Source organism: Psychromonas arctica, assembly GCF_038155225.1.
Classification (GTDB): domain Bacteria; phylum Pseudomonadota; class Gammaproteobacteria; order Enterobacterales; family Psychromonadaceae; genus Psychromonas; species Psychromonas arctica_B.
The window spans coordinates 52,012-76,588 of record NZ_JBAKBA010000011.1 but is presented as its reverse complement, the minus strand read 5'-3'; the positions used below and the strand labels follow the sequence as shown (position 1 = coordinate 76,588).

General features: G+C 35.7%; 17 protein-coding genes and 1 pseudogene. 11 read left to right on the top strand and 7 right to left on the bottom strand.

Translation table 11 applies throughout. From position 1 onward, the window contains the following. The first annotated feature begins 22 nt into the window (after nucleotides 1–22). From ppnN to V6255_RS06620, 5 genes are all read left to right on the top strand, one after another. Entirely contained in the window at nucleotides 23–1,375 is a 1,353-nt protein-coding gene (gene ppnN, locus V6255_RS06640; protein ID WP_341627446.1) for a nucleotide 5'-monophosphate nucleosidase PpnN, read from the top strand. Between the two features lies 1 nt (nucleotide 1,376). Further along, a complete protein-coding gene (gene xni, locus V6255_RS06635; RefSeq protein ID WP_341627445.1) occupies nucleotides 1,377–2,162 on the top strand; it encodes a flap endonuclease Xni in 786 nt (261 codons plus the stop codon). Between the two features lie 386 nt (nucleotides 2,163–2,548). After that, nucleotides 2,549–4,270 (top strand): hypothetical protein, encoded by a 1,722-nt coding sequence (locus tag V6255_RS06630; protein ID WP_341627444.1) that lies wholly within the window; start codon nucleotides 2,549–2,551, stop codon nucleotides 4,268–4,270. Between the two features lie 438 nt (nucleotides 4,271–4,708). Then, nucleotides 4,709–6,457 carry a hypothetical protein gene (locus tag V6255_RS06625; RefSeq protein ID WP_341627443.1) on the top strand — a complete coding sequence of 583 codons (1,749 nt, stop codon included), beginning with the start codon at nucleotides 4,709–4,711 and terminating at the stop codon, nucleotides 6,455–6,457. 235 nt (nucleotides 6,458–6,692) lie between these two features. Beyond that, nucleotides 6,693–7,988, top strand: coding sequence for an NCS2 family permease (locus V6255_RS06620; protein ID WP_341627442.1), 1,296 nt, complete (start codon nucleotides 6,693–6,695; stop codon nucleotides 7,986–7,988). Between the two features lie 113 nt (nucleotides 7,989–8,101). On the opposite strand, the gene V6255_RS06615 is transcribed toward V6255_RS06620, so the two are convergent. Then, the gene (locus V6255_RS06615; protein ID WP_341627441.1) at nucleotides 8,102–9,034 is read right to left on the bottom strand and encodes a D-2-hydroxyacid dehydrogenase; all 933 of its coding nucleotides are present in this window, start codon (nucleotides 9,032–9,034) and stop codon (nucleotides 8,102–8,104) included. 565 nt (nucleotides 9,035–9,599) lie between these two features. On the opposite strand from V6255_RS06615, the gene V6255_RS06610 reads away from it, so the two are divergent. Continuing rightward, entirely contained in the window at nucleotides 9,600–10,142 is a 543-nt protein-coding gene (locus V6255_RS06610; protein WP_341627440.1) for a hypothetical protein, read from the top strand. Nucleotides 10,143–10,297: 155 nt separating this feature from the next. Here the strand turns inward: V6255_RS06610 and V6255_RS06605 are convergent, their stop codons facing one another. Together V6255_RS06605 and V6255_RS06600 are read right to left on the bottom strand one after the other, a co-directional pair. Beyond that, nucleotides 10,298–11,926: an NAD(P)/FAD-dependent oxidoreductase gene (locus V6255_RS06605; protein WP_025564291.1), complete on the bottom strand. Its 1,629-nt coding sequence runs from the start codon at nucleotides 11,924–11,926 to the stop codon at nucleotides 10,298–10,300. Nucleotides 11,927–12,208: 282 nt separating this feature from the next. Beyond that, nucleotides 12,209–12,406: a hypothetical protein gene (locus V6255_RS06600; protein ID WP_341627439.1), complete on the bottom strand. Its 198-nt coding sequence runs from the start codon at nucleotides 12,404–12,406 to the stop codon at nucleotides 12,209–12,211. A 231-nt stretch (nucleotides 12,407–12,637) separates the two neighbouring features. Between V6255_RS06600 and sfsA the strand changes: the two genes are divergently transcribed. Beyond that, the gene (gene sfsA, locus V6255_RS06595; RefSeq protein WP_341627438.1) at nucleotides 12,638–13,333 is read left to right on the top strand and encodes a DNA/RNA nuclease SfsA; all 696 of its coding nucleotides are present in this window, start codon (nucleotides 12,638–12,640) and stop codon (nucleotides 13,331–13,333) included. Between the two features lie 294 nt (nucleotides 13,334–13,627). On the opposite strand, the gene V6255_RS06590 is transcribed toward sfsA, so the two are convergent. Then, nucleotides 13,628–14,101: a peroxiredoxin gene (locus tag V6255_RS06590; RefSeq protein ID WP_341627437.1), complete on the bottom strand. Its 474-nt coding sequence runs from the start codon at nucleotides 14,099–14,101 to the stop codon at nucleotides 13,628–13,630. Nucleotides 14,102–14,582: 481 nt separating this feature from the next. On the opposite strand from V6255_RS06590, the gene V6255_RS06585 reads away from it, so the two are divergent. After that, nucleotides 14,583–16,826, top strand: coding sequence for a peptidase U32 family protein (locus V6255_RS06585; protein WP_341627436.1), 2,244 nt, complete (start codon nucleotides 14,583–14,585; stop codon nucleotides 16,824–16,826). A 228-nt stretch (nucleotides 16,827–17,054) separates the two neighbouring features. Here V6255_RS06585 and V6255_RS06580 read toward each other — a convergent pair whose 3' ends face one another. Further along, nucleotides 17,055–18,497 carry a hypothetical protein gene (locus V6255_RS06580; RefSeq protein ID WP_341627435.1) on the bottom strand — a complete coding sequence of 481 codons (1,443 nt, stop codon included), beginning with the start codon at nucleotides 18,495–18,497 and terminating at the stop codon, nucleotides 17,055–17,057. A 239-nt stretch (nucleotides 18,498–18,736) separates the two neighbouring features. Further along, nucleotides 18,737–19,402, bottom strand: coding sequence for a hypothetical protein (locus V6255_RS06575; protein WP_341627434.1), 666 nt, complete (start codon nucleotides 19,400–19,402; stop codon nucleotides 18,737–18,739). Between the two features lie 535 nt (nucleotides 19,403–19,937). On the opposite strand from V6255_RS06575, the gene V6255_RS06570 reads away from it, so the two are divergent. Together V6255_RS06570 and V6255_RS06565 are read left to right on the top strand one after the other, a co-directional pair. Next, complete coding sequence (locus V6255_RS06570) at nucleotides 19,938–21,542, top strand: ABC-F family ATPase (RefSeq protein WP_341627433.1); 1,605 nt, start codon at nucleotides 19,938–19,940, stop codon at nucleotides 21,540–21,542. Between the two features lie 321 nt (nucleotides 21,543–21,863). Beyond that, nucleotides 21,864–23,075 carry a DEAD/DEAH box helicase gene (locus tag V6255_RS06565; protein WP_341627432.1) on the top strand — a complete coding sequence of 404 codons (1,212 nt, stop codon included), beginning with the start codon at nucleotides 21,864–21,866 and terminating at the stop codon, nucleotides 23,073–23,075. Nucleotides 23,076–23,382: 307 nt separating this feature from the next. Here the strand turns inward: V6255_RS06565 and V6255_RS06560 are convergent. Beyond that, nucleotides 23,383–23,520: pseudogene (locus V6255_RS06560) on the bottom strand (excalibur calcium-binding domain-containing protein); the annotation flags it as partial. Nucleotides 23,521–24,087: 567 nt separating this feature from the next. On the opposite strand from V6255_RS06560, the gene V6255_RS06555 reads away from it, so the two are divergent. After that, nucleotides 24,088–24,498 (top strand): hypothetical protein, encoded by a 411-nt coding sequence (locus V6255_RS06555; RefSeq protein ID WP_341627431.1) that lies wholly within the window; start codon nucleotides 24,088–24,090, stop codon nucleotides 24,496–24,498. Nucleotides 24,499–24,577: the final 79 nt, after the last annotated feature.

Sequence of the window (24,577 nt, the reverse complement as noted above, 5' to 3'; positions counted from 1 at the left end):
CAGACAGTTAAAAGGAGAAGCTATGATTTCACATATTAGTCCCGTTGGTAGTATGGCACTACTTTCTCAATTAGAAGTAAATCAACTTAAATACAGTGCCTCTTGCGAAACTTATCAATTATTCAGACAGTGCTCTTTAGCCGTATTAAAATCAGGTAGTCATACCGATAGCAGTAAAGAGATACTAGAAAAACATAAAGATTTTGAAATTAATGTACTTCATCAAGAACGTGGCGTTATTTTAGAGCTGCTAAACCCACCTGAAGATGCTTATATAGATGGTTCTCTCATTAGGGGTATGCAAGATCATTTATTTTCTGTATTACGTGATCTATTGTATGTAAATACACAATTACAACCCGCTGCTTCATCAGTATTTAACAGCGAGCAAGCTACCAGTTTAGTGTTTTCAATTCTACGTAATGCCAATGTATTAAAAGCGGGTGTTGGGCCTAGTGTTGTTGTTTGCTGGGGAGGACATTCGATCAATGATATTGAATTTGCTTACACACGAGAAGTAGGCAATCAATTAGGCCTAAGAGAACTTAATATTTGTACTGGTTGTGGGCCTGGCGCAATGGAAGGTCCGATGAAAGGTGCCGCAGTTGGTCATGCAAAACAACGCGTCAGCAACGGACGTTATATTGGTTTAACAGAGCCAGGAATTATTGCAGCTGAGCCACCTAACCCGATAGTTAATGAACTGGTTATTTTACCTGATATCGAAAAACGCTTAGAAGCTTTTGTTCGTTTCACCCATAGTATTGTTATCTTCCCTGGTGGTCCAGGTACAGCAGAAGAGCTGCTATATATTTTAGGGATCATGATGCATCCTGAAAATAAACGTCAACCTTTACCGATTGTATTAACAGGCCCAGCAAGTAGCGCAGATTATTTTAAAGCAATTGATGAGTTCATTGTTAATACATTAGGTACTGAAGCACAAGAACACTATCAAATCATTATCGATGATGCTCCATTAGTGGCTAAACTGATTAAAAAATCAATGCATCGCGTGAAAGAATATCGAAAAGCAATTGGAGATGCTTACTCATTTAATTGGACACTAAAGATTGCTGAAGACTTCCAAGTTCCTTTTATTCCTAACCATGAAAACATGGCTGACTTAGTTTTACATCGCGACCAACCAAAAGAGCAATTAGCATCAAACTTACGACGTGTATTTTCTGGTATTGTAGGTGGTAACGTTAAGGATGATGGTATCAAATCAATTGAAGAAAATGGCCCATTTTTACTCACAGGCGAAAAAGATTTAATGTTACGCGTCGATAAACTATTAAAAAGCTTTATTGGACAAGGTCGCATGAAACTACCAGGTTCTGTTTACACTCCTTGTTATAAGATAAAAACATAATATGAGTGCTTCCTTATTAATTATAGATGCGATGAATTTAATTCGTCGCATCTATGCAGTCCAAGAAAAACAGAATGCTAAACAAGAGTTTGCCTTAAGTGCCACCAACAACACAGCCTGTAATGCGCTACAAAAAATGTTGCGAGCACACCAACCGACTCATGTTATTTGTGTTTTTGATAGCCATCAAGAAAGCTGGCGTCATCAACTCTTACCTGAATATAAACAAGGTCGAAAACCAATACCTCCAGCATTAAAAGCGTATTTACCGACCATCCAAGATGCCTTTTATGAAATGGGTATCGAATCTTTAATCACAGAGCAAGATGAAGCGGATGACTTAATTGCAACCCTTGCTTGTAAAATAACAGATAGACAACAACGTTGTATTATTGTCTCGACGGATAAAGGCTTCTATCAACTACTAAATGCTTACACCAGTATTTATGATTATTTTCAGTCGTTACATATGGACAGCTATTATGTAGAGCATAAGCTAGGGCTTAAAATTAATCAGTTAACTGATTATTGGGCAATCGCTGGTATTAGTAGTAGTCATATCAAAGGAGTAGAAGGTGTTGGCAATAAAGGCGCATTAGCATTGTTACAACAATATCAAAGTTTAGATAGCATGTTAGCTCATACACAAACAGAACCCGTTGATAAGCGCTTGTTAAAAGTACAACAACATCATGATGATGCTTTATTATCAAAACAATTAGCGTCATTAAAAACACAAATTAAACTTGGTTTTAATTTGAAAGACTTACGTTACCAAAAGAAATAATGCTTTAAACTTTAAACGGTGGCTAAAAGTGCAAATATCGAGTAATTTTAATGAACATTATATCAAATTAGATGACCAATAGACTTACCCCCCTGAAATACGCGATTTGAGTTAGTACTATATTCACTAATATGCTCCTCGATAGCGTTATTTAATATCAGTTGGATTATATAAGATCTTAATTTCACGTAGGGAAAATGGCTTAATTAAAGATATAGGTTGCCGTAAATAGTTGCTCGTTTTACTCAACTTATATCGCCGAAGTAAGTTATTTTAACCAGTAAAATAGATCAGCTATTTATTCGGATTGATAGAGTATTTTTTATAAAGTGAAAGTGGCTAATAATTAGTCACAGTACTCATAAATGAATTATGGAGTTTTAACCGTGAAAAAATTATTAATCCCTATCGCTGTAGTTGCCGTTGGCGCTTCTGCTTATATGTATCAACAACAAAGCTCAGATGATAATAATGTATTAAGCTACGTTCCTTCTGATACTCCATTATTTACGGGGCAGTTAACGCCATTTCCTATTAAAGACTACATTGCGTCTTCTCCACATTTAATTGATCCGTCAGATCAAGCTCAAATCGAAGCTTTACATGATCAAGAAACACCGTCATTGCACTTCTTAGCTAATTTAATGAAAGCTTATCAAGATGGTTTAAAAGATGCTGACTTATTAGTTAAAACTTTTGGTTTAGCAGATCAAGTACGAGGTTACTTTTATACTTTAGGTTTATTACCTGTTTTAAAACTTGAAGTTGCTAATCCGCAAGCAATCTGGGATCTACTAGACCAAAATGAACAAGAAACAGGTTTCATACATAAAGAAGGCAAGCTTAAGGATGTAACTTACCGTATTTACCCTCTGACAGAAAACAATAATGGCAAATCAATCAACCTACTGGTTGCACAATCAAATGGCATATTAACCATCACTATCGAAGGTGATTTTGTATCTGAAGATCTTTTAGCAATGGCACTCGGTTTAGAAAAGCCAAGTAAATCCTTAGCTGATACAACCACTATTTCAGATATCATTGAACAACACCAATTCTCAGATACGAGTGTTGGTTTCATTAATAATATTGAAATCATTAAGGGCTTAACCAGTAAAAATGGTAACCAACTTGCTCAACAATTAACTGAACTTAGCGAAGAAGAAGGCCAACATCCATTTGAAATGTTACAAACTGACGTATGTAAAAATGAGTTAAATAGCATTGCACAAAACTGGCCTCGTACTGCCTTCGGTTATACTCAAGTAGATATCAGTAAAGATGAATCAACATTAGGCTTTTCAGCTATAATCGAAAGCAAAAACCAAGCAATATTAGGTGCCCTTAAAGCATTACGCGGTTTTATTCCAAACTATACTCAAAACTTTGAAAATAACGTCATCGCAACGTCAATTGGGTTAGATGTTAGTCAACTATCTAATTCTCTAACGACTATTTTAGCCGATCTAACAACACCAAGCTATCAATGCGCTCCGCTTGCAGATATTCAATATCAAATTAAAGCCAGTGGACAGTCTTTGGCAATGTTAGGTATGGGCGCAAATATGGCAGCTGGCGTTAAAGGGATTAGCGCGGCAATCTTTGATTACAGTATTTCTGAAAATAATGACCAAGCACAACTCGATAGTTTTGATTCATTACTAGCAATCCATCTTGATAATCCAATCGCTATTTTTAACTCACTAAAAATGTTTGTTCCTCAATTACAACAAGTTGAATTAAGCGATAATGGCCCAGCTGTTTCCTTAAACAAGTTATTTCCTACACCGCCAGAGTTAAACCTAGATGCAAAATTAGCGATCAAAGGTAATCATTTAGTTATTTATAATGGAAACAAAGGTTTGCAGGAAGCTGAAAAATTAGCACTTGAAAAGTTATCAGCCAATGGTATTTATCAATTATCTTTTGATGCGAAGAAAATATTAACGCCAATTTCAGACGCTGCAAAACTAGCGGGTGAAATTATTCCAGAAGAAGCAATGTTCTTAATGGATTACGATGCGCGTATGAATATCACTTTAGATATTAACGACCAAGGCATCCGCTTCGATTCAATCGTTAATAATAAATCTCCTAAAAAATAAGCATATTTTTCCAGTAATATCCTTTATATAACTCAAAACTGGCTTCGGCCAGTTTATACCCTCTAAATAACTTTAAAATTAAAAAACACCTCTCGTTTACCATATGAGATTAACGCTAATTCTATAAATATTTAATAAAAAACATAAGATTGTATTCAAAATAATAAAAAAGATAATAACACTTCAAAACTAAACATATTAAAACCACTTCCACCCCCTAAAAATCAAAATAAAATAATAAAAAAAGCTTTATCGTCAATTTTTTAGTAACATCTATTTATTAAATTAACCTGTTTAACCATTATTAATAAGCCAATTATTTAAAGTATCAATAAATAACATAAATAAGCTTATTAATATTTATATGGTTCTATTCTCTAACAAACGTTTAATAAAAAATAATAGTAATAAAAATCAATATATTATGGAGCTTTAATCGTGAAAAAATTATTAATACCTGTTGCCCTTGTTGCCCTAGCTGGTGCAGCTTACCTTTATCAGCAACAGCAACCGCAACAAACAGAACAACCTGCTTATAACGTACTAAATTATGTACCAGCAGATACTGCAATATTTACAGGTCAATTAACCCCTTTTCCGATAAAAGATTACCTTACTTCGATTCCCTCTTTTGACTCTCAAAAAGAAATTTTATTATCTGAAATTTTAGAGGAAGAAAGTCCTGCAATTAACTTTGCACAAAATATATTGAGCACTTATCAAGACGCATTAAAAAACCCAGAAATTTTATCAACTAACTTCGGTTTAGCAGATGAAATACGAGCTTATTTCTACACAATAGGTTTATTACCTGTTTTTAAAGCTGAAATAGCAAACCCACAAGTGCTTTGGGACTTTTTAGATAAGAATGAAAAAGAAACGGGATTCAATCATATACAAGGCAAACTAAATGAACAAACTTACCGCCTTTATCGTTTAACCGACGATAGCGTAGATGCAGATAAAACAATTAATTTAATTATTGCAGAAAATAACGGTATTTTAACCTTAACAATAACAACGAAAGGTGTTTCCGAACAACTATTATCAACAGCTTTAGGTTTAACCAAACCAGTTAATCCTATATCAGATACAAGCATTATTTCGGATACGGCTAAACAACATAATTTATCTAAATCAAATATTGGATTTATTAATCACGTTGAAATAATTAAAGGATTAACAACAACCGACGGTAATTTAATCGCTAAGCAAATAACTGAATTAATGAAAGAAGAGAGCAATGAATCGCTTACAATGATTCAAAATGAAGTTTGTCATCGAGAGTTTAACTCTATTGCACAAAACTGGCCACGTACCGTATTTGGTTACACAAAAATGGATATCACAAAAGAAGAAACGACTATGGGAATGTCTACGATTATTGAAAGTAAAAACAAAGTTATCTTAGACTCTCTTCAAGCGTTACGCGGTTATATACCAGCATATGTTCAAGGTTATGAAAATAAGATCGCATCGATAGGTATTGCATTTAATGTAAGTAATTTATCAGGTTCATTAGCTAATATTTTTACAGACTTAGTAACACCAAGTTATCAATGTCTTCCATTACACATAGTACAACAAGAAATAGCCAAAGGTAGTAAACCGTTAGGTATAGTAGGCATGTTTGCAAATATGGCAACAGGTATTCAGGGTCTAAGTGCAACAATATTTGACTATAAAATAAAACGTTCTGATACAGATACAAAAAAAGTAGAGCATTTAAATATTGATGCATTAATTGCTGTTCATGCAGAATCACCAAAAACAACTTTTGACACTTTAAAAATGATGGTGCCTGGTTTATCGCAACTAAGTTTAACAGTTGATGGACCATCAGTTTCATTAAAGTCTATGATTCCATTTCCTCCGGAATTTAAAGAAGATCCACAGGTTGCTATAAGGGGTAACCATTTTGTTATTTATAATGGAGAAATAGCAAAGAAAGAAGCAGAAAATTTATCAAATGAAAAACTATCTGCTAATGGCTTATATCGTATGGCATTTGATTTATCAAAAATGATGAGCCCAATAATAAATGAAATAGAAAAAGCAGAAGAAGATGATTTACCACCAGAAGTTAAAAATTTACTAAACTATGAAATACGTGTTGACACAAATGCTGATATTAATTCTGAAGGTATACGCTTCGATGTTACTTTCAACACCAAACCTGCTAAATGATATAAATAAATAATTTTTATCTTATTATTTGAATTTAAGAAACTGGCTTCGGCCAGTTTTTTTATTAGCCATTCTGCTTGCTTTTTCCTCTAACGACACCTCAATCTATTCTAATTTAGTTTTTACACTAGCTAATAAAACCAGTTATTCTATAATTGCGCAAAATTCACACAAAGAATTTAACCCCACAGGCTAGAGGGAATAGGCCTCCACATCCGTTAGTAATGGAAAAATTATGTTAGAAAAATTATTTAAACTAAGCGCGAACAACAGCAATGTAAAAACAGAAATTGTTGCTGGTTTTACGACTTTCTTAACCATGGCCTATATCATTTTTGTTAATCCTTCAATGTTATCAGCAACAGGTATGGATTCAGGTGCAGTATTTGTAGCAACATGTTTAGCAGCCGCATTAGGTTGTTTTATCATGGGTTTTTACGCTAATTACCCTGTAGCGTTAGCTCCAGGTATGGGGCTTAATGCTTTCTTCTCATACACAGTTGTTTTACACATGGGATACACTTGGGAAGTGGCATTAGGCGCGGTATTCCTGTCAGGTGTTTGCTTTACTTTATTAAGTTTATTTAAAATTCGTGAATGGATAATCAACTCAATTCCATTACCAATGCGCAAAGGTATTGCAGCAGGTATCGGTTTATTCCTTGCTCTTATCGCACTTAAAAATGCAGGAATTGTTGTTGCTAATCCAGCCACATTAGTGAGCTTAGGCGATTTAACGGCATTACCAGCAGCATTAGCTTGTTTAGCGTTTATCGCGACGATCGCATTAGCACATTACCGTGTTAAAGGCGGTGTAATGATCGCTATTTTAGGTGTGACGATTATTGGCTTGTTAATGGGAGACGTTCAATACACTGGTATTATCTCTATGCCGCCAAGTATTGCCCCTACTTTCATGCAAATGGATATCGCTGGTGCATTTAATGTTGGCATGATTAGTATTGTTTTTGCCTTCTTGTTCGTTGATTTATTTGATACGTCAGGCACATTAATTGCCGTTGCAGACAAAGCAAAACTATTGGATAAAGACGGTAATTTACCACGCTTAAGCCGTGCCCTATTAGCTGATAGTGGTGCCTCAATTGCAGGCTCAATGTTAGGTACTTCTACTACAACAAGTTACATCGAAAGCGTATCTGGTGTTGCTGAGGGTGGTCGAACGGGTTTAACTGCTGTTGTTGTCGGTGTGTTATTTCTATTAGCGTTATTCTTTGCGCCATTAGCAGGTATGGTGCCAGCTTATGCTACAGCAGGTGCTCTGTTATATGTTGCTGTATTAATGGTCGGCGGGCTAAAAAGTATCGATTGGGATGATATTACTGAATCTGCACCAGTAGTGATTGTTGCGTTGATGATGCCATTAACATTCTCAATCGCTAATGGTATCGCGATTGGTTTTATCGCTTACGCAGCGATTAAGATTGCAAGCGGCAAGTCAAAAGACTTAAGTCTCAGTGTTTGGTTCTTAGCTATTTTATTCCTAGCTAAACTTATTTTCTTTCCTGGTTAAGCTAACACTAAGATTATTGATGGTAATTCATAATCTATAATTAACAATTAACATTAAAAAGCCCCGCTTTATACCAATAAAGCGGGGCTTTTCTTTACGTGTTGTTAATAGTTTTACTGGCTATCTACAAAACTATTAATGTTATCTACAATTTTACCTATTAAGCATTCACGAGCTTCTACACTTGCCCAAGCAGTATGAGGTGTTACCACTAAACGATGTGATGCTTTTAATGATAAATAAGGATGATTTGCTAACATAGGCTCGACCGCTAATACGTCAGTTGCATGATAAATATCTTGTGTTTCTAACGCCTCTGCCATCGCGGCTTCGTCGATAATACCGCCACGTCCTAAATTCATAATCACAGCCCCCGCTTTTAACTGTTTTAGCTGTTCAGCACCAATCAGGTTTTCAGTTTGTGCATTAAATGGGGCATGAATAGAAATAACATCACATTCACTTAATAATACTTCTAAGCTAACTTGTGGAATGCTTTGTTGTGTATTTTTACCTGACGTCGAGTAATAACAAACATCACAACCAAAAGCACCGGCAAGTTCAGCAACACGTTGCCCGATAGTGCCCATCGCAATAATGCCCCAACGCTTCCCTTTTAGCTCATAAAAAGGACGTTCTATGTGCGTAAATATTGGACTATCACACCATTGTTTCTCTGCAATATATTGGTCGTAATAACGGCTTTGATGAATTAACTGAAACAATAAAGAAAAAGTAGATTGGCTAACGCTTTCAGTTGAATAACCCGATACATTTTTAACTTCAATTCCCGCCTTTTCAGCAGCTACTAAATCAACATTATTAGTGCCTGTCGCTGAAATACAAATTAACTTTAACTCAGGATGATTCGCCATATGCTCAGCAGTGATCACCACCTTATTGGTAATAAGAACTTGTTGCCCAGCCAACCTTTCTGACGTTTCTTCTGAGCTTGTTGTTTGATAAACAGTTAGTTTTCCTAACCCATCAAAAACCGATAAATCACTATCACCTAACGTTAATGCATCTAATAAAACAATATTCATTTCTATTCCTTAATCCGAAAAAGCCAATAAATTGAGAGTCTTAGATATACAGGATTTTTAAGTAGAAGTACAAATTGTAATACCGATTACATTAAATATGTTATCTAAATTTTGCACTGGAAAAACAGTTCAATTCAAGGCGTAAATGGCTGTTCCCTTTACGAAATTTACAACGAGGAAGTGAGCTGTTTTAACAAGTAAAATAGATAAGCTATTTATTGTGATTGGGATAAGTATTAAAAATCAAGAAGAGAGAAGAGTATTAAATTATCAAACTTAAATCGTAGTATTAATAAATCAACCAAAGATAACCACATGGTTAAATACTTAAATTTATGTAACGTTTATAAGAGTGGCTTTATTTATTGGCTATAGCTATATAGATACAAATAAAACAGACGCTGAATAAACGCATCGATTACTGTATTATTCGCGCATATTTTCTAAAGCCAAGTTAATGAAGGCCTAAAATAAGTGAAAAAAACTTAGCTAATAGCGAATACAATCACCAATATAACTAGTAGTCACATGATGAGTCATAACACGGAATAAATGAGTAGTAACAATGAGTGAAGATAACGAATCACATTTAGTAAAAAATCGAGAATGTGGAGAATGTACAGCCTGTTGTGTAGAACTCCTTATTGATGACAAAAACTTCAAAAAACCAGCTAACCAAGCCTGTGAAAATTTAATGGAAGCTGGCGGTTGTAAAATTTATCAGCAACGCCCTTCTGTTTGCCAAGACTGGTATTGTGCATGGCGCTTTATGGGTCAATTGGATGACAGTTGGCGCCCAGATCTTTCAGGTATCATGTTACGTTCTGACGAAAATGGTATTATCTTTCAACCAATACAAGATCCTAAGGTTGTCTTAATGAGAGATCGTGCTATAGAACTGATTGGCGGAGGTGTTGCGCAAGGCATTCCGATGTCATTGTCTATCCCAACAAAGGCCGGGTATCGTAGTTATGGTTTGTCTTTAAATGAACCGTTAGAAGAAGCCGTGCAGTCTAGAAATTTAGTGATCATCCAAGACAAGCTACTAGAACTGATCGACTTTGCCGCATCACAAAATACTAGCCCAATTCCTATTCTTGAAGTCTAAAGCTGAAAGCTTAGATTTTAATTCCTCTGAGGCTTTAATTACGCTTAAATAATAAAAAAGGTAATCACGCTTAATGCGAGATTACCTTTCTCAGTTTTACTTTATTACTTTATTACTTTATTACTTTACTTAAAATAAAAGAATAGCTTAATAAATTAAGCTTCTAAATCAGCCAACATTTTTAACGCAACTGCTTCAGCAATTTTAATTCCATCAATGCCTGCCGATAAAATACCACCAGCATAACCAGCACCTTCACCACCTGGATATAAACCTTGTGTATTTATACTTTGGAAATCATCACCACGTTTAATTTGGATTGGCGATGAAGTACGTGTTTCAACACCTGTTAGCATTGCATCTTTACTATCAAACCCACGTATTTTCTTAGCAAAAGCAGGTAATGCTTCACGAATTGCATCAATGGCAAATTGTGGCAATGCTTCGCTTAAATCAGTCATTTTTACATTTGGTTTATAAGATGGTTCAACATTCTCATAAGGTTTACCGCTACCCGCAGCAAGAAAATCACCCACCATTTGAGCAGGTGCATCGTAATTACTGCCACCCATGATATAAGCATGACGCTCTAATTTACGTTGTAACGCAACCCCTTGTAACGGGTCATTATTAAAGTCTTCAGGTGAGATACCAACTACAATCGCACTATTTGCATTACGCTCACTACGTGAATATTGACTCATACCATTGGTTACTACTGCATGTTCTTCAGAGGTTGCAGCAACCACTACGCCACCTGGGCACATACAAAAACTATAAACACTACGGCCATTTTTACAATGATGTACAAGTTTGTAATCGGCAGCGCCTAAAATGGGATGCCCTGCATTGAGACCAAATCGTGCTTGGTCAATCATCTCTTGTTTATGCTCGATACGGAAACCAATAGAGAATGACTGTGCGTCCATGTGTACGCCTTTGTCATGCAGCATTTGGAAAGTATCACGGGCACTATGACCAATAGCAGCGGTGACGTAACGAGAATGAATCACTTCACCGCCATTTAACGTCACACCAGTAACTTGTTTATGGCCATCAACTTCTTCCATATTAATTTCTTCAACGCGCGTTTCGAAACGGATCTCACCGCCTAATTCGATGATTTGACGACGCATTTTTTCTACCATAGTCACAAGCTTATAAGTACCAATATGTGGTTTACTTACATAGATAATTTCAGCAGGTGCGCCCGCTGCAACAAATTCTTGTTTTACCTTTAAGCCTTTGAAACCAGGATCTTTAACTTGGCTATATAATTTACCGTCAGAGAAAGTACCCGCCCCACCTTCACCAAACTGCACGTTTGATTCAGTATTTAACTCACTGGTACGCCAAAAACGAAACGTATCTTTTGCACGTTCATGAACAGATTTACCACGTTCTAATACGATCGGCTTAAAGCCCATTTGTGCCAACATTAACGCAACGAATAAACCACAAGGTCCCATACCAATAACAAGAGGACGCTCAGTTAAATCGGCTGGCGCTGTCGCAACGTATTTATAATCGGTATCTGGAGAAACACGTACGTTTTGATCTGTTTCAAAATCACTTAACAATTGTGCTTCGTCAACATCAACTAACGTAATATCAAGCGTATAAATAAGCGTAATTTGATTCTTCTTACGGGCATCATAACCACGTTTAAATACATGAATATTAACCAATTGCTGTGCTGTAATATTTAGCTTTGTTAAGACAAACTGCTGCAACGCATCTTCATTGTGGTCGAGCGGTAATTTAACTTGGTTGAGACGTATCATGATTCACCTGAAAAGTGGCTTAAAAAATAAGCGCGTAGTTTACGTGATCTGTTTAGGAAATGTAATAATAGCCAGCATATTAAATAGCGATTTAATCATATTCGTTTAGTGAAATTTAAGGAAACCTTTAAACAACGACTTGCTTAACGGCTTTTATCTGACAACAGTAATAAAAAAGGCCAACATCTATATTAAGCCCTCTATATAGGGCGTAAGTTAAAACAAGCCAAGCAATCTAACATTTAAATAAGATCCCTTGAGATCATTGATAAATGGAAAAAGCTAGTGTGCTTGTTTATACATAGCAATAGGGATATTGCAGGTAATTGTTTTTAAACGTTTAGAGCAACTAGTAAGGCATAACTTAGAGACTTGTTGCTTTGACTCACTATTTAAACAACGAAAATCAGAAGCACATAACACGCCCTGCTCGAATAAGTGCATTAACTTTTCTTCGTCTATTTCAATTTGAATGGTCATATCAGACTCCTCCATTTCCATGTGTTTTTAGTACTCCCTTTTAAAAAATTTTAATCATCGTTTGGGATTAATCAATCATCAACAACGTAATGGTAATGATTATCATTTAAATAGTAAAGAGGTGAATAATTAAAATATGACTAAATTGTTATAAAATTGTTGGTAAACTATTAAAAACAAGTAATTGATAGATTAAAAATAATGAGTTAAACCATAAAGGTATAAGTAAAAATGCTATTTGAAACGCCTCTTAAAAAAGCAATATTAATAAAACGCTACAAGCGATTTTTAGCTGATGTAATTCTTGAAGATGGGACTGAAACGACCATTTACTGTGCAAATACAGGTGCAATGACTGGCTGTGCAGAACCAGGTGACAGTGTTTTTTACAGCACCTCTAATAATAAAAAACGTAAATACCAATACACATGGGAATTTACATTCACTCAAGCTGGCGACTGGATATGTGTGAATACCGCTAAAGCCAATGCATTAGTTTCAGAAGCGATTGAACAACAAAAAATTCCAGAATTACTCGACTACCAACACTGTAAAGCTGAAGTTAAATACGGTGAAGAAAATAGTCGTATCGACTTTTTATTAACTGATGACCATAAAGCGAACTGTTATGTAGAAGTAAAAAGCTGCACCTTATTAGATGAACGTAATCAAATCGGTGATGGATACTTCCCCGATGCAGTAACCACACGAGGGCAAAAGCATTTACGTGAATTAATTGAAATGAAACAACAGGGTCATCGCAGTATTCTTTTATTTGCAGTATTACATTCAGGTATTAAACGAGTACAAGCAGCGGACTTTATTGATAAAAAATATGCAGTTTTATTTGAGCAAGCTAAAGAAGCGGGTGTGGAAGTGATTTGTTATTTCCCAGATTTAAGCAATGTTGTTAATCCATTAGCCTAATTTAGATTAATGTTTTAGAGCAATGTTATAAAGGGTGATGTTATAAAGGATGATGTCATTCACCGCTTAAAGGTGAATTATCAACGTGACTAACAGCCATGAAAAAATTAAAAGAACAACGACGGGAAACCTATTGGAATAGCCCCACCTAACAACTGATTATTTTACATCTACTTTTTAGACCATTTAAAAAACAATAAAAAACGGAAGCTCAGCTTCCGTTTTTAGATACTTTTTTAGAGCCGATAGTGGACTTAAAGTACTATAGTTTGAATAGCAGCGTTAACTAAGCGACTAAAGCGCAGCTAATACCGTTTCAGCAGTACTTGCTTCAAACTCACCAGCAGCTTCAACATTTAATAACGTCACTGTACCGTCTTCAATTACCATTGCGTAACGTTGTGAACGAATACCGCCGAAACCTTCAGTATCCATTGATAATCCTAATGCTTTAGTGAAGCTTGCATCACCGTCGCCTAACATTAACAATTCAGACGCGTTATGCACTTCGCCCCATGCTTTCATCACAAAGGCATCATTAACTGCAACACAAGCAATTAAATCAACGCCCTTTGCTTGTAACTTATCAGCAAGGACAACATAACCTGGCAAATGCGCTTCAGAACAAGTGGGAGTAAATGCACCAGGGACAGCAAATAAGACGATTTTTTTACCAGCAAAAAGTTCAGTCACATCATGCTTAACCATACCATCAGCAGTGAGTTGACTTAATGTTGTAGCAGGTAGTTTTTGGCCTAATTCAATCATGTTTTATCCTTTAATTGTGTTAACAATATTAGAGTAGAAAAGTGAATAAAGAATACCTATTTAAATGTTCATCAAATTGAAATGCGCATCATAAATTTAATAGGCGATGAAGTTATACCAATCTGGATTAATAAATGATCTATTTAGGCGTTAGGGAAAATGGATGCTAGCAAGGCGTTGATTGCAGTAACTAGTATTCTCATTACAAAATCAACAACGAAGCTAGGATTCATTTTAACAAGCATAAATGACTACTAGATAATGACTTAGATTGGCATTATTACTTTATGAGATCTAGTTTATCCCTAAAGTTACGTAATAAACACAGAATAAAATAAAGGCTATTATACCGTTATCAATAAAATCATCGCTAAAATAAACGCTTATTAATTCTACAGTAGAGATAGCATAGTAAAACGCCAAGGATAAGGGTAAACTCGCGCCTCAAAATAAAAATGAATCAAATAGATGGTGAAAAGTTATGAGTAGAAAAATCGAATTATTAGCCCCAGGTGGCGATGTTGACGCAATCAAAGCGGCAATCATTGCTGGCGCTAATGCCATTTATTGTGGTTTAGATATTTTTAATGCTCGTAACCGTGCTGCTAACCTTTCCTTTGATGATCTAGTCGGTATCATTAAGCTCGCACACGAATATGAATGTGAGGTTTTTCTCACACTAAACGTCGTAATTTTAGAGCATGAAATCCCAACGCTCACTAAACTATTAAACCAGCTCGTTAATACCGGTATCGATGGCATCATCGTGCAGGACTTAGGTATTTTTAACTTAGTTAAAAAGTTTTTCCCAAGTTTACATATTCATGCATCAACACAACTTACAACGCACAATGAAGGGCAAATTTTATTCCTTGCTAAAATTGGTGCAACCCGCGCCAATTTATCACGTGAATTAAATCTGACAGAAATTAAGATCCTCACTGCATTAGCACACGATAACGAAGTATTAACCGAAGTGTTTGTACACGGTGCATTATGTATCGCGTTTTCTGGCCAATGTTACTCAAGTTCAGTCAGTGTTGGTAACTCAGGTAACCGTGGTCGTTGTAGCCAAGCGTGTCGTGATGAATATGAAGTCACTGCAGCTGGCAATAAATTCCCACTTAATTTAAAAGATAACTCTGCGTGGTTTGATTTACCTGATTTAGTAGAAGCAGGTGTTGACTCATTAAAAATTGAAGGTCGTATTAAAGGCGCACAATACGTGCATACCGTCGTCGACAGCTGGCGCCAACAGATCAATACGTTTGTTGATACCGGTAAACTCTTAGCCGATGACTCTGCTTTATATAAAGTATTTAACCGTGATTTCACAAACTCATTTTTGAAAGGCAATTTAACTAAAGACATGTTTATCGACAATCCACGCGATAACAGTTTTACCCATGCCAATGAAAAAAATAATGCAATTTCAGTCGTACAAATTCAAGAAGTACAACAAGACTTACGTGACGATAAAAATAAAATCGTTGATGAAGTTGCGGCTAAAGTAGCGACCTTAAATATTGATAAAAGTGATTTAGCATTAAGCTTTTCAGGGCAATTAGATACTCCGTTCACCGTGACTATCGTGATTGATGAAAAAACCTTTATTGTAGAATCTAACTCAAAAATGATTGCTTCAGAGCAATCAGCCGTGACATCAGATGCGATTGCAAAGCGTTTTAAAAGCTTTAAAAACAGCCGTTATAATGTGGCTGAATTTGATTTTTCACAACTTGCTGATAGCTTAACAATTCCATTTAAAGAGTTAACTGACGTTAAAAACAAAGTGGCTTACTACCTTAATGGTGAGAAAGACGTGATTTCTGCGGTAACACTTCCAGCGTTAACGTCGCACCCTAAGTTAAATGAAACGCCTACGTTATCAATATTAATTAGCGATGAAAAAGATGCACACTTAGGTGACGTAACGAACGCAGATATCTACTTTAAATTACCTGAAAGTTTTAAAAAGCGTTGTAACAAACAGCGTGACATTTTAGCCCGTAATCCACGCTTTATTCCATGGTTCCCAGCGGTATTAATTGGCAAAGACTACATTGAAGCCGTGCGTATTTTGGAAGAGTTAAAGCCTGAACGTATAGTGACTAATAATACGGGTATCGCTTATAAAGCATTTGAAATGGGTATCGAATGGATTGCAGGTCCGTTTTTAAACACCACTAACTCTTACGCACTATTAACCATGCAAGAAGAGCTTAATTGTGCTGGTGCATTTATTTCTAACGAGATAAACCGTAACCAAATCAAAAATATCAAACGCCCAGCTAACTTTAAAATGCTATACAGTATTTACCACCCAATATTGATGATGACTAGCCGCCAATGTTTCTTCCAACAAACCGTTGGCTGTAACAAACCAAGTATTGAAGATGGCTGTATGTTGAAGTGCCAAAAAGCGACAACAATTACCAATGTTAAAGGTATCTCTTTCGCCGTTGATAAGCAGCTAGGTGGTTACCCAAGTATTTACAATCATGAACAGTTCTTAAACTTTGATGCGGTAAGAGACTTCTCTGATTTATTTGACGAGTTCTTTATCGACCTAACTGACATCGGTTCAGGTTCAAAAGAGAAGCAAGATAAGGTGCAATTAATTAAGCACTTTGAGGATTTCTTAGCGGGAGATCAGCAAGCAGCAGCAACAGTGACAGGCATGGTAACTGTCTCGACTAATGCGCAATACCAGCAAGGTTTGTAAGCTAAGCTTAATAATATCAGCGTGCTAAACAATCTAATGAAGTTAATCGAGAATAAGTCGATTAACTTCATACTTGCTTCTGTTGAGGGCTATCTGAAAGGGAAACTTGAGAGCAACGAGATTGAGTCATAAAAACTACCTCCTAGATGCAAAATAAGCATCTATAAAAGATAGTTTGAGAAGTTACATCTGTCAAAAGTTTTGGCTGTCCAAAACTTTTTTTTCAATTTATTCAGGAGCAATCCATGCATTCAATGGACGAATTATAGCATCCACACCACGAGCATATTCGTCTTGGTGATAGGATGCACCTTGATAAAGAATATAATCGTGTTCTTCAGCTAAAGACTTATATAAATCATTACTTGAAGCACAGGAAAATAAAAGAGCTACTTTTATAACATTATTGTTTTTCTTAGCTTGTAAGGAGATAAACTCACCATCTTGAACTGGAGCAGATATAGCGTAGCAGTCCCAATTATTATCTCTTAGCCTGATGATAACCTCGTTATTCATTTTATCTGAGAGAATCGTAGCTCTAGTTAACCAGCCATCTCCTGAGCTAGTAGGGTTAAAAGGCAGATTTTGAGAGTTTTTTTGCTGAGAGAGAACTTGTTGCTTAATAGCCTGATAATTAAGGCATGCAAAAACTTCTTGGCGCAAAGCCTCTGAGTTTTCGTCATGCCCAGGTATAGATATAATAATTTTGCTGTTATCAACGGCAAAGCTCTCGACAAAAGCCATTGCTTGAATAACGCCTAACGCTCGAAAAAAGTTATTAGAGTTATGCCATATTTCAGATTTAGCATGCGCAAAAACATGTCTATTAAAACCAGAATGGCTTTGGTAAGTATCGGTTTTCTTATAAAAGCTATTTAGCAACCAACTCCGTATCGTTTCAAGAATAAAGATCCTCTCATTTATAACTTTAAGAACATTAATATCTAAATATTCATCCGGAATCCAATCAGCACTTAACAAATGAATATCAATTACAGCTTCACTAGCTTTATCGATGCATTTATTAACCTTATCTGTAATTGTTAAATCATTATTTGAAGATCCGAGAATTGTTGTAATTATATTCTCAACAATTGGAATTAATGCAGAAATAGCAACTATTTTCATACCACTATAAAATGTAAGAATGGATTCCCTAATTAGAGGAACATGTCGAGATATTGCTACAGAGTTAAGAAACGTGATTTCCGTTGTTGAAATTATATTTCCTAAATTATAAATCGAAGTCAAAGATCTTTCGAACCGCTTTTGAATAACCTCTGGTCTATAAATACCGTGATTAATAATTTCAATGCCACTTTTTTTAATTGCCTCATAGGTATGAGCATGAGATATAAATGCAGGAGAAAACCAATCAACAGCATTCCAAAAACTTTCAAGGTTATTGGTTGGAAATATATTTTTTTGATATAACTCTATATCTTCTAATTTTTGTCGAGGGAAAATAGCCGAGCCTACACTTGTTTTTAGCAAAACCCCTTTAATCTGATGCATAAAACCGAAGTCAACTTCAGCAATGGAAATCACTTCAAGTTTTTTTTCAATTGCAAATCTCTCAACATCTTCCAGAGAAATATTTGCCCACTGATTCAGTCCATTAAATTTATGCCATATTGCAGATATATCTTTATGAATATTTCTAGTGACCAATGCATTCCCCTTTTTTGCCTAACGAGGCTGTAGAATTACTCTATTTTCGAGAAAACACAGCTATTATTGAAATGTATTAACCAAATAAAACAACAAGTTAAAAATTACAATTTCTTATAAATTTACAAAAAACGAGTTATTCTACAACCTCTACACCCTGTTAAGAGGCAAAATGTAGTTGGCTAAAATGTTGAGGAACGAAAACAGCCAACTGTATTTTGTCCTGTTTTAACCGCTTGTTATACATCGATTGCACCGTACTCTTGGTTCAATAAACAACCTGCTGTTATAACCGTATTTTTAACGGTTAATGTGACTTTTAATACATCTTCAGCCCATAATTTTTCATATGGTTCGCCTTTAAATTTAAAGCCTTTAAACTGTACTCCACTTCTATTTTCCTCGAATGAAACTAAAGCTCCAAAATCAACTAAATTACGATGTTTAATGGTATTTACAAATGCATTTACATACTTGAACTCAAATGAATCTAACAAGTTTAACAGGGTAGTCTTTAACTCACCTTCTTCAAGTTTTTGAATTACTTTATATACATCACAATCGTGGACAGCTATCGGATTTTTAAACAGTAAACCATTTACAAGTTGCGCAAATAGATCATGTATTGATCTTGCTGTGTGTATGCAAGCTTGAGTATTAGCTTGTATTGCTAATTTCCTTTCCCACACCTCAAGCCTTTTTTCTTCTGGAGGCATGACTAACTCCATTTGTTCTCGTGGTGTTGAACCTATGGTTAAATCATTGTGGATTTTGGCTTGTTCAAGATGGTAGCAAAATATATCTATGGCTCTACTCGTAGAGTTAATTCTCTCTATACTTGATTTATCTTCACCATTGATTGCAATTGAGCGTTCTTTAAGTACTTTTAAATTCCAACTACCCACATTGCTTCCTTAGATGTATAACAGTTTATTAACCCGATTTATTCCGTATTTACGGTGGAAAGGCGGAATAGTTTAATTTGATAAATTAGGTGTTACTTTAGTGTAATAAAACATTAAATCAAACGATTAAATAAAAAATATAAAAACTTACTCAGCGTGACTACAATAAGGTCACCGTTAAGCTTTCCCAAGCAATTGATAACTTCCAGCAACAGCAGAAAGCGATTCGGTATCAGTCTTTTGCCTGTTGTGGGCAAGAAGTTTCTTGTGACCCAGGACAAGTAAAGTCACCAACAGGGCGAAAACACAGCCAAACAATATAAAAATGAAAAGATAAGCGCAGACGAACCTAAAACACAAAAGAGTAACCTAACTTCCCTGTACAAAAATAAAACAAAAAATAATCTGCTTTTACTCACATAATTCGACATTTTAATTGCTTAATCTGTATACTTCGCGACCTTATTATTTCTGCAACGTTGTTGATAGCCAATTGGCAAATGACCGCTTGCTCTAAACTGATGGAATCTTTACTTTGATATCTACCGCAAACATTACGATGCAATTTGGCGCAGAGCCTTTATTTGAAAATATCTCTGCTAAATTTGGTAACTTTAACCGCTACGGGTTAATTGGTGCTAATGGTTGTGGAAAATCAACGTTCATGAAGATTTTAACGGGTGCGCAAGAGCCAAGTTCAGGCAACGTATCATTAGACCCAGGTGTTAAAGTCGGTACATTAAGCCAAGACCAGTTTGCTTTTGAAGAGTTCACCGTTATTGACGCCGTTATCATGGGCGACAAAGCATTATGGGAAATCAAAAAAGAGCGTGACCGTATTTACGGCTTACCAGAAATGACTGAAGAAGACGGCATGAAAGTCGGTGAGCTTGAAAGTGAGTTTGCTGAAATGGATGGCTACACGGCAGAAAGTCGTGCAGGTGACATTTTGTTAGATGCAGGCATCGAAGAAGAATTTCATTTTGGTTTAATGAAGCAAGTGGCACCAGGCTGGAAGTTACGAGTGCTATTAGCACAAGCGTTATTTGCAAACCCTGACTTATTATTACTCGATGAGCCAACCAATAACTTGGATATTAACACTATCAACTGGTTATCTGATGAGCTAAACAAACGTCGCTGTACTATGGTTATCATCTCGCATGACCGCCACTTCTTAAACTCTGTTTGTACACATATGGCAGACATTGATTACGGTGAATTACGTATTTACCCAGGTAACTACGAATATTTCCTTGAAGCATCTTCACTTATTCGTGAACAACTATTAGCAGAAAATGCGAAGAAAAGTGCTGAAATCGATGAACTACAAGACTTTGTAAACCGTTTTGGTGCAAATGCCTCTAAAGCAAAACAAGCAAGTTCACGCGCTAAGAAAATGGATAAAATCAAACTGGATGATGTGAAAGCAACCAGTCGTATGCACCCTTCTCTTTCTTTTGATGAAGGTAAAAAAATGCATCGTCAAGCATTAGTGTTAGAAGGCCTAGGCCATGGTTTTGAAGAAGGTCCATTATTTAGTGGTGGTGATCTTATTTTAGAAGCTGGCGCTAAACTTGCGATTATTGGTGAGAATGGTGTAGGTAAAACGACCTTCATGCGTTGTTTAGTGAATGACCTTGCTCACAATGAAGGTGTTGTTAAATGGTCTGAAAATGCGGCTATCGGTTACTGTCCACAAGACAGCACTGAAGATTTTAATAATGACTTAACCTTGATGGATTGGATGGGTCAATGGCGCACTAGCAAACACAGCGATTTAATCGTGCGTGGTATGTTAGGTCGTTTATTGTTTACCGATGATGATGCGAACAAAAAAGCACGTAACTGTTCCGGTGGTGAGAAAAACCGTCTATTATTTGGTAAGTTAATGATGCAAGACGTTAATGTACTAGTAATGGATGAACCAACTAACCACATGGACTTAGAAGCAATTGATGCATTAAACAATGCATTAAAAGAATTCAAAGGTACGCTTATTTTTGTAAGCCATGACCGTGAGTTTGTCTCTTCATTGGCAACACGTATTATCGATATTAAAGATACAAAAGTGGTTGATTTCCAAGGTACTTATAATGAATACCTAGCAAGTCAGGCAGAAGCTAAAAAATTAGCGTAACTTCTACAGAGTCAAATGTGTAACGCCTCTATCAGTGTATAAAAATATAGACGCTGATAGAGGAAAGTTTAAAATACATAAACAGTATTTTTAAAAATAAAAATTAAATAGACTATTAAGCAACGTATAATTAACGAATGATTTAATTAACTATTAAACTAGTAATGTAATTAATAACAAACCCATAAAACCTGTCACTTTTCCATTTCTGTCATACATCTCACCGTTGATTTTCAAAAGCAGTGAAATACGCTTGATACTTTGATTATGTAAAAATGTGGCCGTTTTATACCATTTTAACTTGATAAGTAGAGACAAAAAATGACATTTTCATCCCTTGGTTTAAGTGATCCAATTGTACAAGCTGTAACAGAACAAGGTTACGAAGCGCCAACACCCATCCAAGAAAAAGCAATTCCTGTTGTGTTAAAAGGTAAAAACCTGATTGCAGCAGCACAAACAGGCACAGGTAAAACGGCAAGTTTTGTATTACCTATCTTACAAAAATTAATTGATGCGCCTTTAGTTCGCCCTAAACGTGTTCATGCCATGATTTTAACACCTACACGAGAGCTAGCCATTCAAGTTGAAGCTAATATTCAACTCTATGCAAAGCACCTAAGCATTACCTCAATGGCTATGTACGGTGGTATCGATGCTGAACCACAAAAACAACGCCTTATTGAAGGGGTTGATATTTTAGTCGCAACGCCAGGTCGTTTATTAGATATGTACACGAGTCGCTCTATTCATTTCGATGAAACCAGCACCCTAGTAATAGATGAAGCAGACCGTATGTTGGACATGGGATTTATCAGCGACATCAATAAAATCGTTGAGAAGTTACCGTTAGAGCGTCAAAATTTATTATTCTCTGCAACTCTTTCTAAACAAGTACGCTTTTTAGCAAGAACGGCTGTAACAGATGCAGTTGAAATTTCAATTGCACCTGAAAATGTTACCGTACCCAAGATTGAACAACACTTGATCACCGTAGATAAAGAATTTAAATCGGCACTATTAAGTCATTTAATTCATGAGAATAAATGGCAACAAGCGTTGATTTTCATTGAAACTAAACGTGGCGCCGCTAAATTAGTAAGCCAATTAGAGAAACGTGAAATAGCAGCGGAATCTTTCCATAGTGGACGAAGCCAAGCGGTACGTGAACAATTAATGGCAGACTTTAAAGAAGGTAAAATTCAGTTCTTAGTGGCAACAGGTATCGCAGCGCGTGGCATTGATATTGACGATCTAGAACGTGTTGTTAACTATGATTTACCTGATGAAGCTGAAGATTACGTTCACCGCATTGGTCGTACTGGCCGAGCTGGTGCAGCAGGTGAAGCCATTTCATTAGTTTCACGTGATGACTTCAGAAACCTATGTGCTATCGAACGCCATTTAGGTTATTTCATTAAACGAGACGTTGTTGAAGGTTTTGAGCCAAAGTTAGTTGTACCTGATTCAAATGCAGCCCATGCACCTAAAACAGCACAAAAAGGCCGTCGTCGCCAATCTAACAAACGTTAAATCAATAAGCATAATAGTTTAGTAATTTAATAGATAAAAGAAGCCCAGTATTTACTGGGCTTCTTTCGTTTAAGCTTTCTAGTTTAAGATGTATCAATTCAAACAGCTCAATTGAAAAGTAAGTTCAAACAGATATTAATACCAATCACACTAATTAAGTTATCTATTTTACTTGTTAAAATAACTTATTTCTTCGTTGTAAATTTCGTAAAGGGAACAACCATTTAGCTCAATTTCCGCCTTGAACTAACTCATTTTTCCTGCGCAAAATTTAGCTCACTTACTTAATGTAATCGGTATAAGAACATCAGAAACGTGACCCCCCTTCACAAGGAATGCCATCATAATCCCCATCCATTTTAGTATTTGGACAGTTATTAATAAAAAACTCAGCTTCGGCTCTTGACCTCATTTGACTACAATAGGTTCGACCATCACATTGAAATTCTGAATATTGAAACCCTGAATTAATATTGTCACTTTTTTGGTTAGATGCTTTATTGCTGGTTTTCTTATCACTTGAAAGTATAACGATTGAGGCTTTAACTGATTCTCGTCTTTCACATACGACGTCGTCAGGTACCTTCCCATATAAAATGCGACCTTCTTTAGTGATGCATTTGATTTTATCATCAATCGAGACACTTGATGAAGAAGGTTGTACAAAAGGCAATTCATTATTTTTATACAACTTATTGGCGTACCAACCAGCCGCTAGCACGATACAAATTATTAGTATTTTTCTCATTTATGCCTTGTTTTTTATTAATGTATTTTCATTATTTGAAGTTATTAGTCATTATTAATCTAATTGAGATGGCTTAAAAAAATTCACAACTATTATCTACTTAAAATGCTCCCTTAGCAGTTTTAAGTAGCTTAGTTTATCGGCAACCCGTGATTTATTAAAAAATAATTAAAATATTTTTAAAAAATGTGAAATAAAATGAATTTGATGACGGTCTTTGTTATCTCTGCACTAAAACTATTATATTTTATTTAAGGAAAAACCATGTCACAAGCTTTATCAACAGATACAAAGAATCGTCTTCAGTGTGCTCTTGTTGCACTGCGCTTAGGTGTTTTTATCGTTATGTTTATGTGGACTATGGACAAGTTTGTTAATCCTGGTCATACCGCTAAAGTGTTTGAAATATTTTATGGTATAGGAAGTAGTACAACTATTGTCTACATTCTCGGCGCTTTACAGCTAATCCTAGTACTTTCATTTTTGGCTGGCATTAAAAAACGCATCACTTACGGCATTATATTACTAATGCATGCTGCATCAACATTCTCCGCTTACAATCAATATATAGATGGTTTTAACAACCTACTATTCTTTGCTGCTTGGCCAATGTTGGCAGCATGTTTTGCGCTTTACCTATTACGTGATGAAGATGTGAAATTCACTATCAAATAATTAATCATAATACCCAGCTTTTTAGCTGGGTTTTTTATTTGTATTAATAAAGCTAATTTTTTTAATCTCTCTATAAAAA

What these genes read in the sequence shown, in the direction of transcription:
- ppnN (WP_341627446.1), top strand. Translation starts at nt 23, where the DNA reads ATGATTTCACATATTAGTCCCGTTGGTAGTATGGCACTACTTTCTCAA.
- xni (WP_341627445.1), top strand. Translation starts at nt 1,377, where the DNA reads ATGAGTGCTTCCTTATTAATTATAGATGCGATGAATTTAATTCGTCGC.
- V6255_RS06620 (WP_341627442.1), top strand. Translation starts at nt 6,693, where the DNA reads ATGTTAGAAAAATTATTTAAACTAAGCGCGAACAACAGCAATGTAAAA.
- V6255_RS06615 (WP_341627441.1), bottom strand. Translation starts at nt 9,034, where the DNA reads ATGAATATTGTTTTATTAGATGCATTAACGTTAGGTGATAGTGATTTA.
- V6255_RS06610 (WP_341627440.1), top strand. Translation starts at nt 9,600, where the DNA reads ATGAGTGAAGATAACGAATCACATTTAGTAAAAAATCGAGAATGTGGA.
- V6255_RS06605 (WP_025564291.1), bottom strand. Translation starts at nt 11,926, where the DNA reads ATGATACGTCTCAACCAAGTTAAATTACCGCTCGACCACAATGAAGAT.
- V6255_RS06600 (WP_341627439.1), bottom strand. Translation starts at nt 12,406, where the DNA reads ATGACCATTCAAATTGAAATAGACGAAGAAAAGTTAATGCACTTATTC.
- sfsA (WP_341627438.1), top strand. Translation starts at nt 12,638, where the DNA reads ATGCTATTTGAAACGCCTCTTAAAAAAGCAATATTAATAAAACGCTAC.
- V6255_RS06590 (WP_341627437.1), bottom strand. Translation starts at nt 14,101, where the DNA reads ATGATTGAATTAGGCCAAAAACTACCTGCTACAACATTAAGTCAACTC.
- V6255_RS06585 (WP_341627436.1), top strand. Translation starts at nt 14,583, where the DNA reads ATGAGTAGAAAAATCGAATTATTAGCCCCAGGTGGCGATGTTGACGCA.
- V6255_RS06565 (WP_341627432.1), top strand. Translation starts at nt 21,864, where the DNA reads ATGACATTTTCATCCCTTGGTTTAAGTGATCCAATTGTACAAGCTGTA.
- V6255_RS06555 (WP_341627431.1), top strand. Translation starts at nt 24,088, where the DNA reads ATGTCACAAGCTTTATCAACAGATACAAAGAATCGTCTTCAGTGTGCT.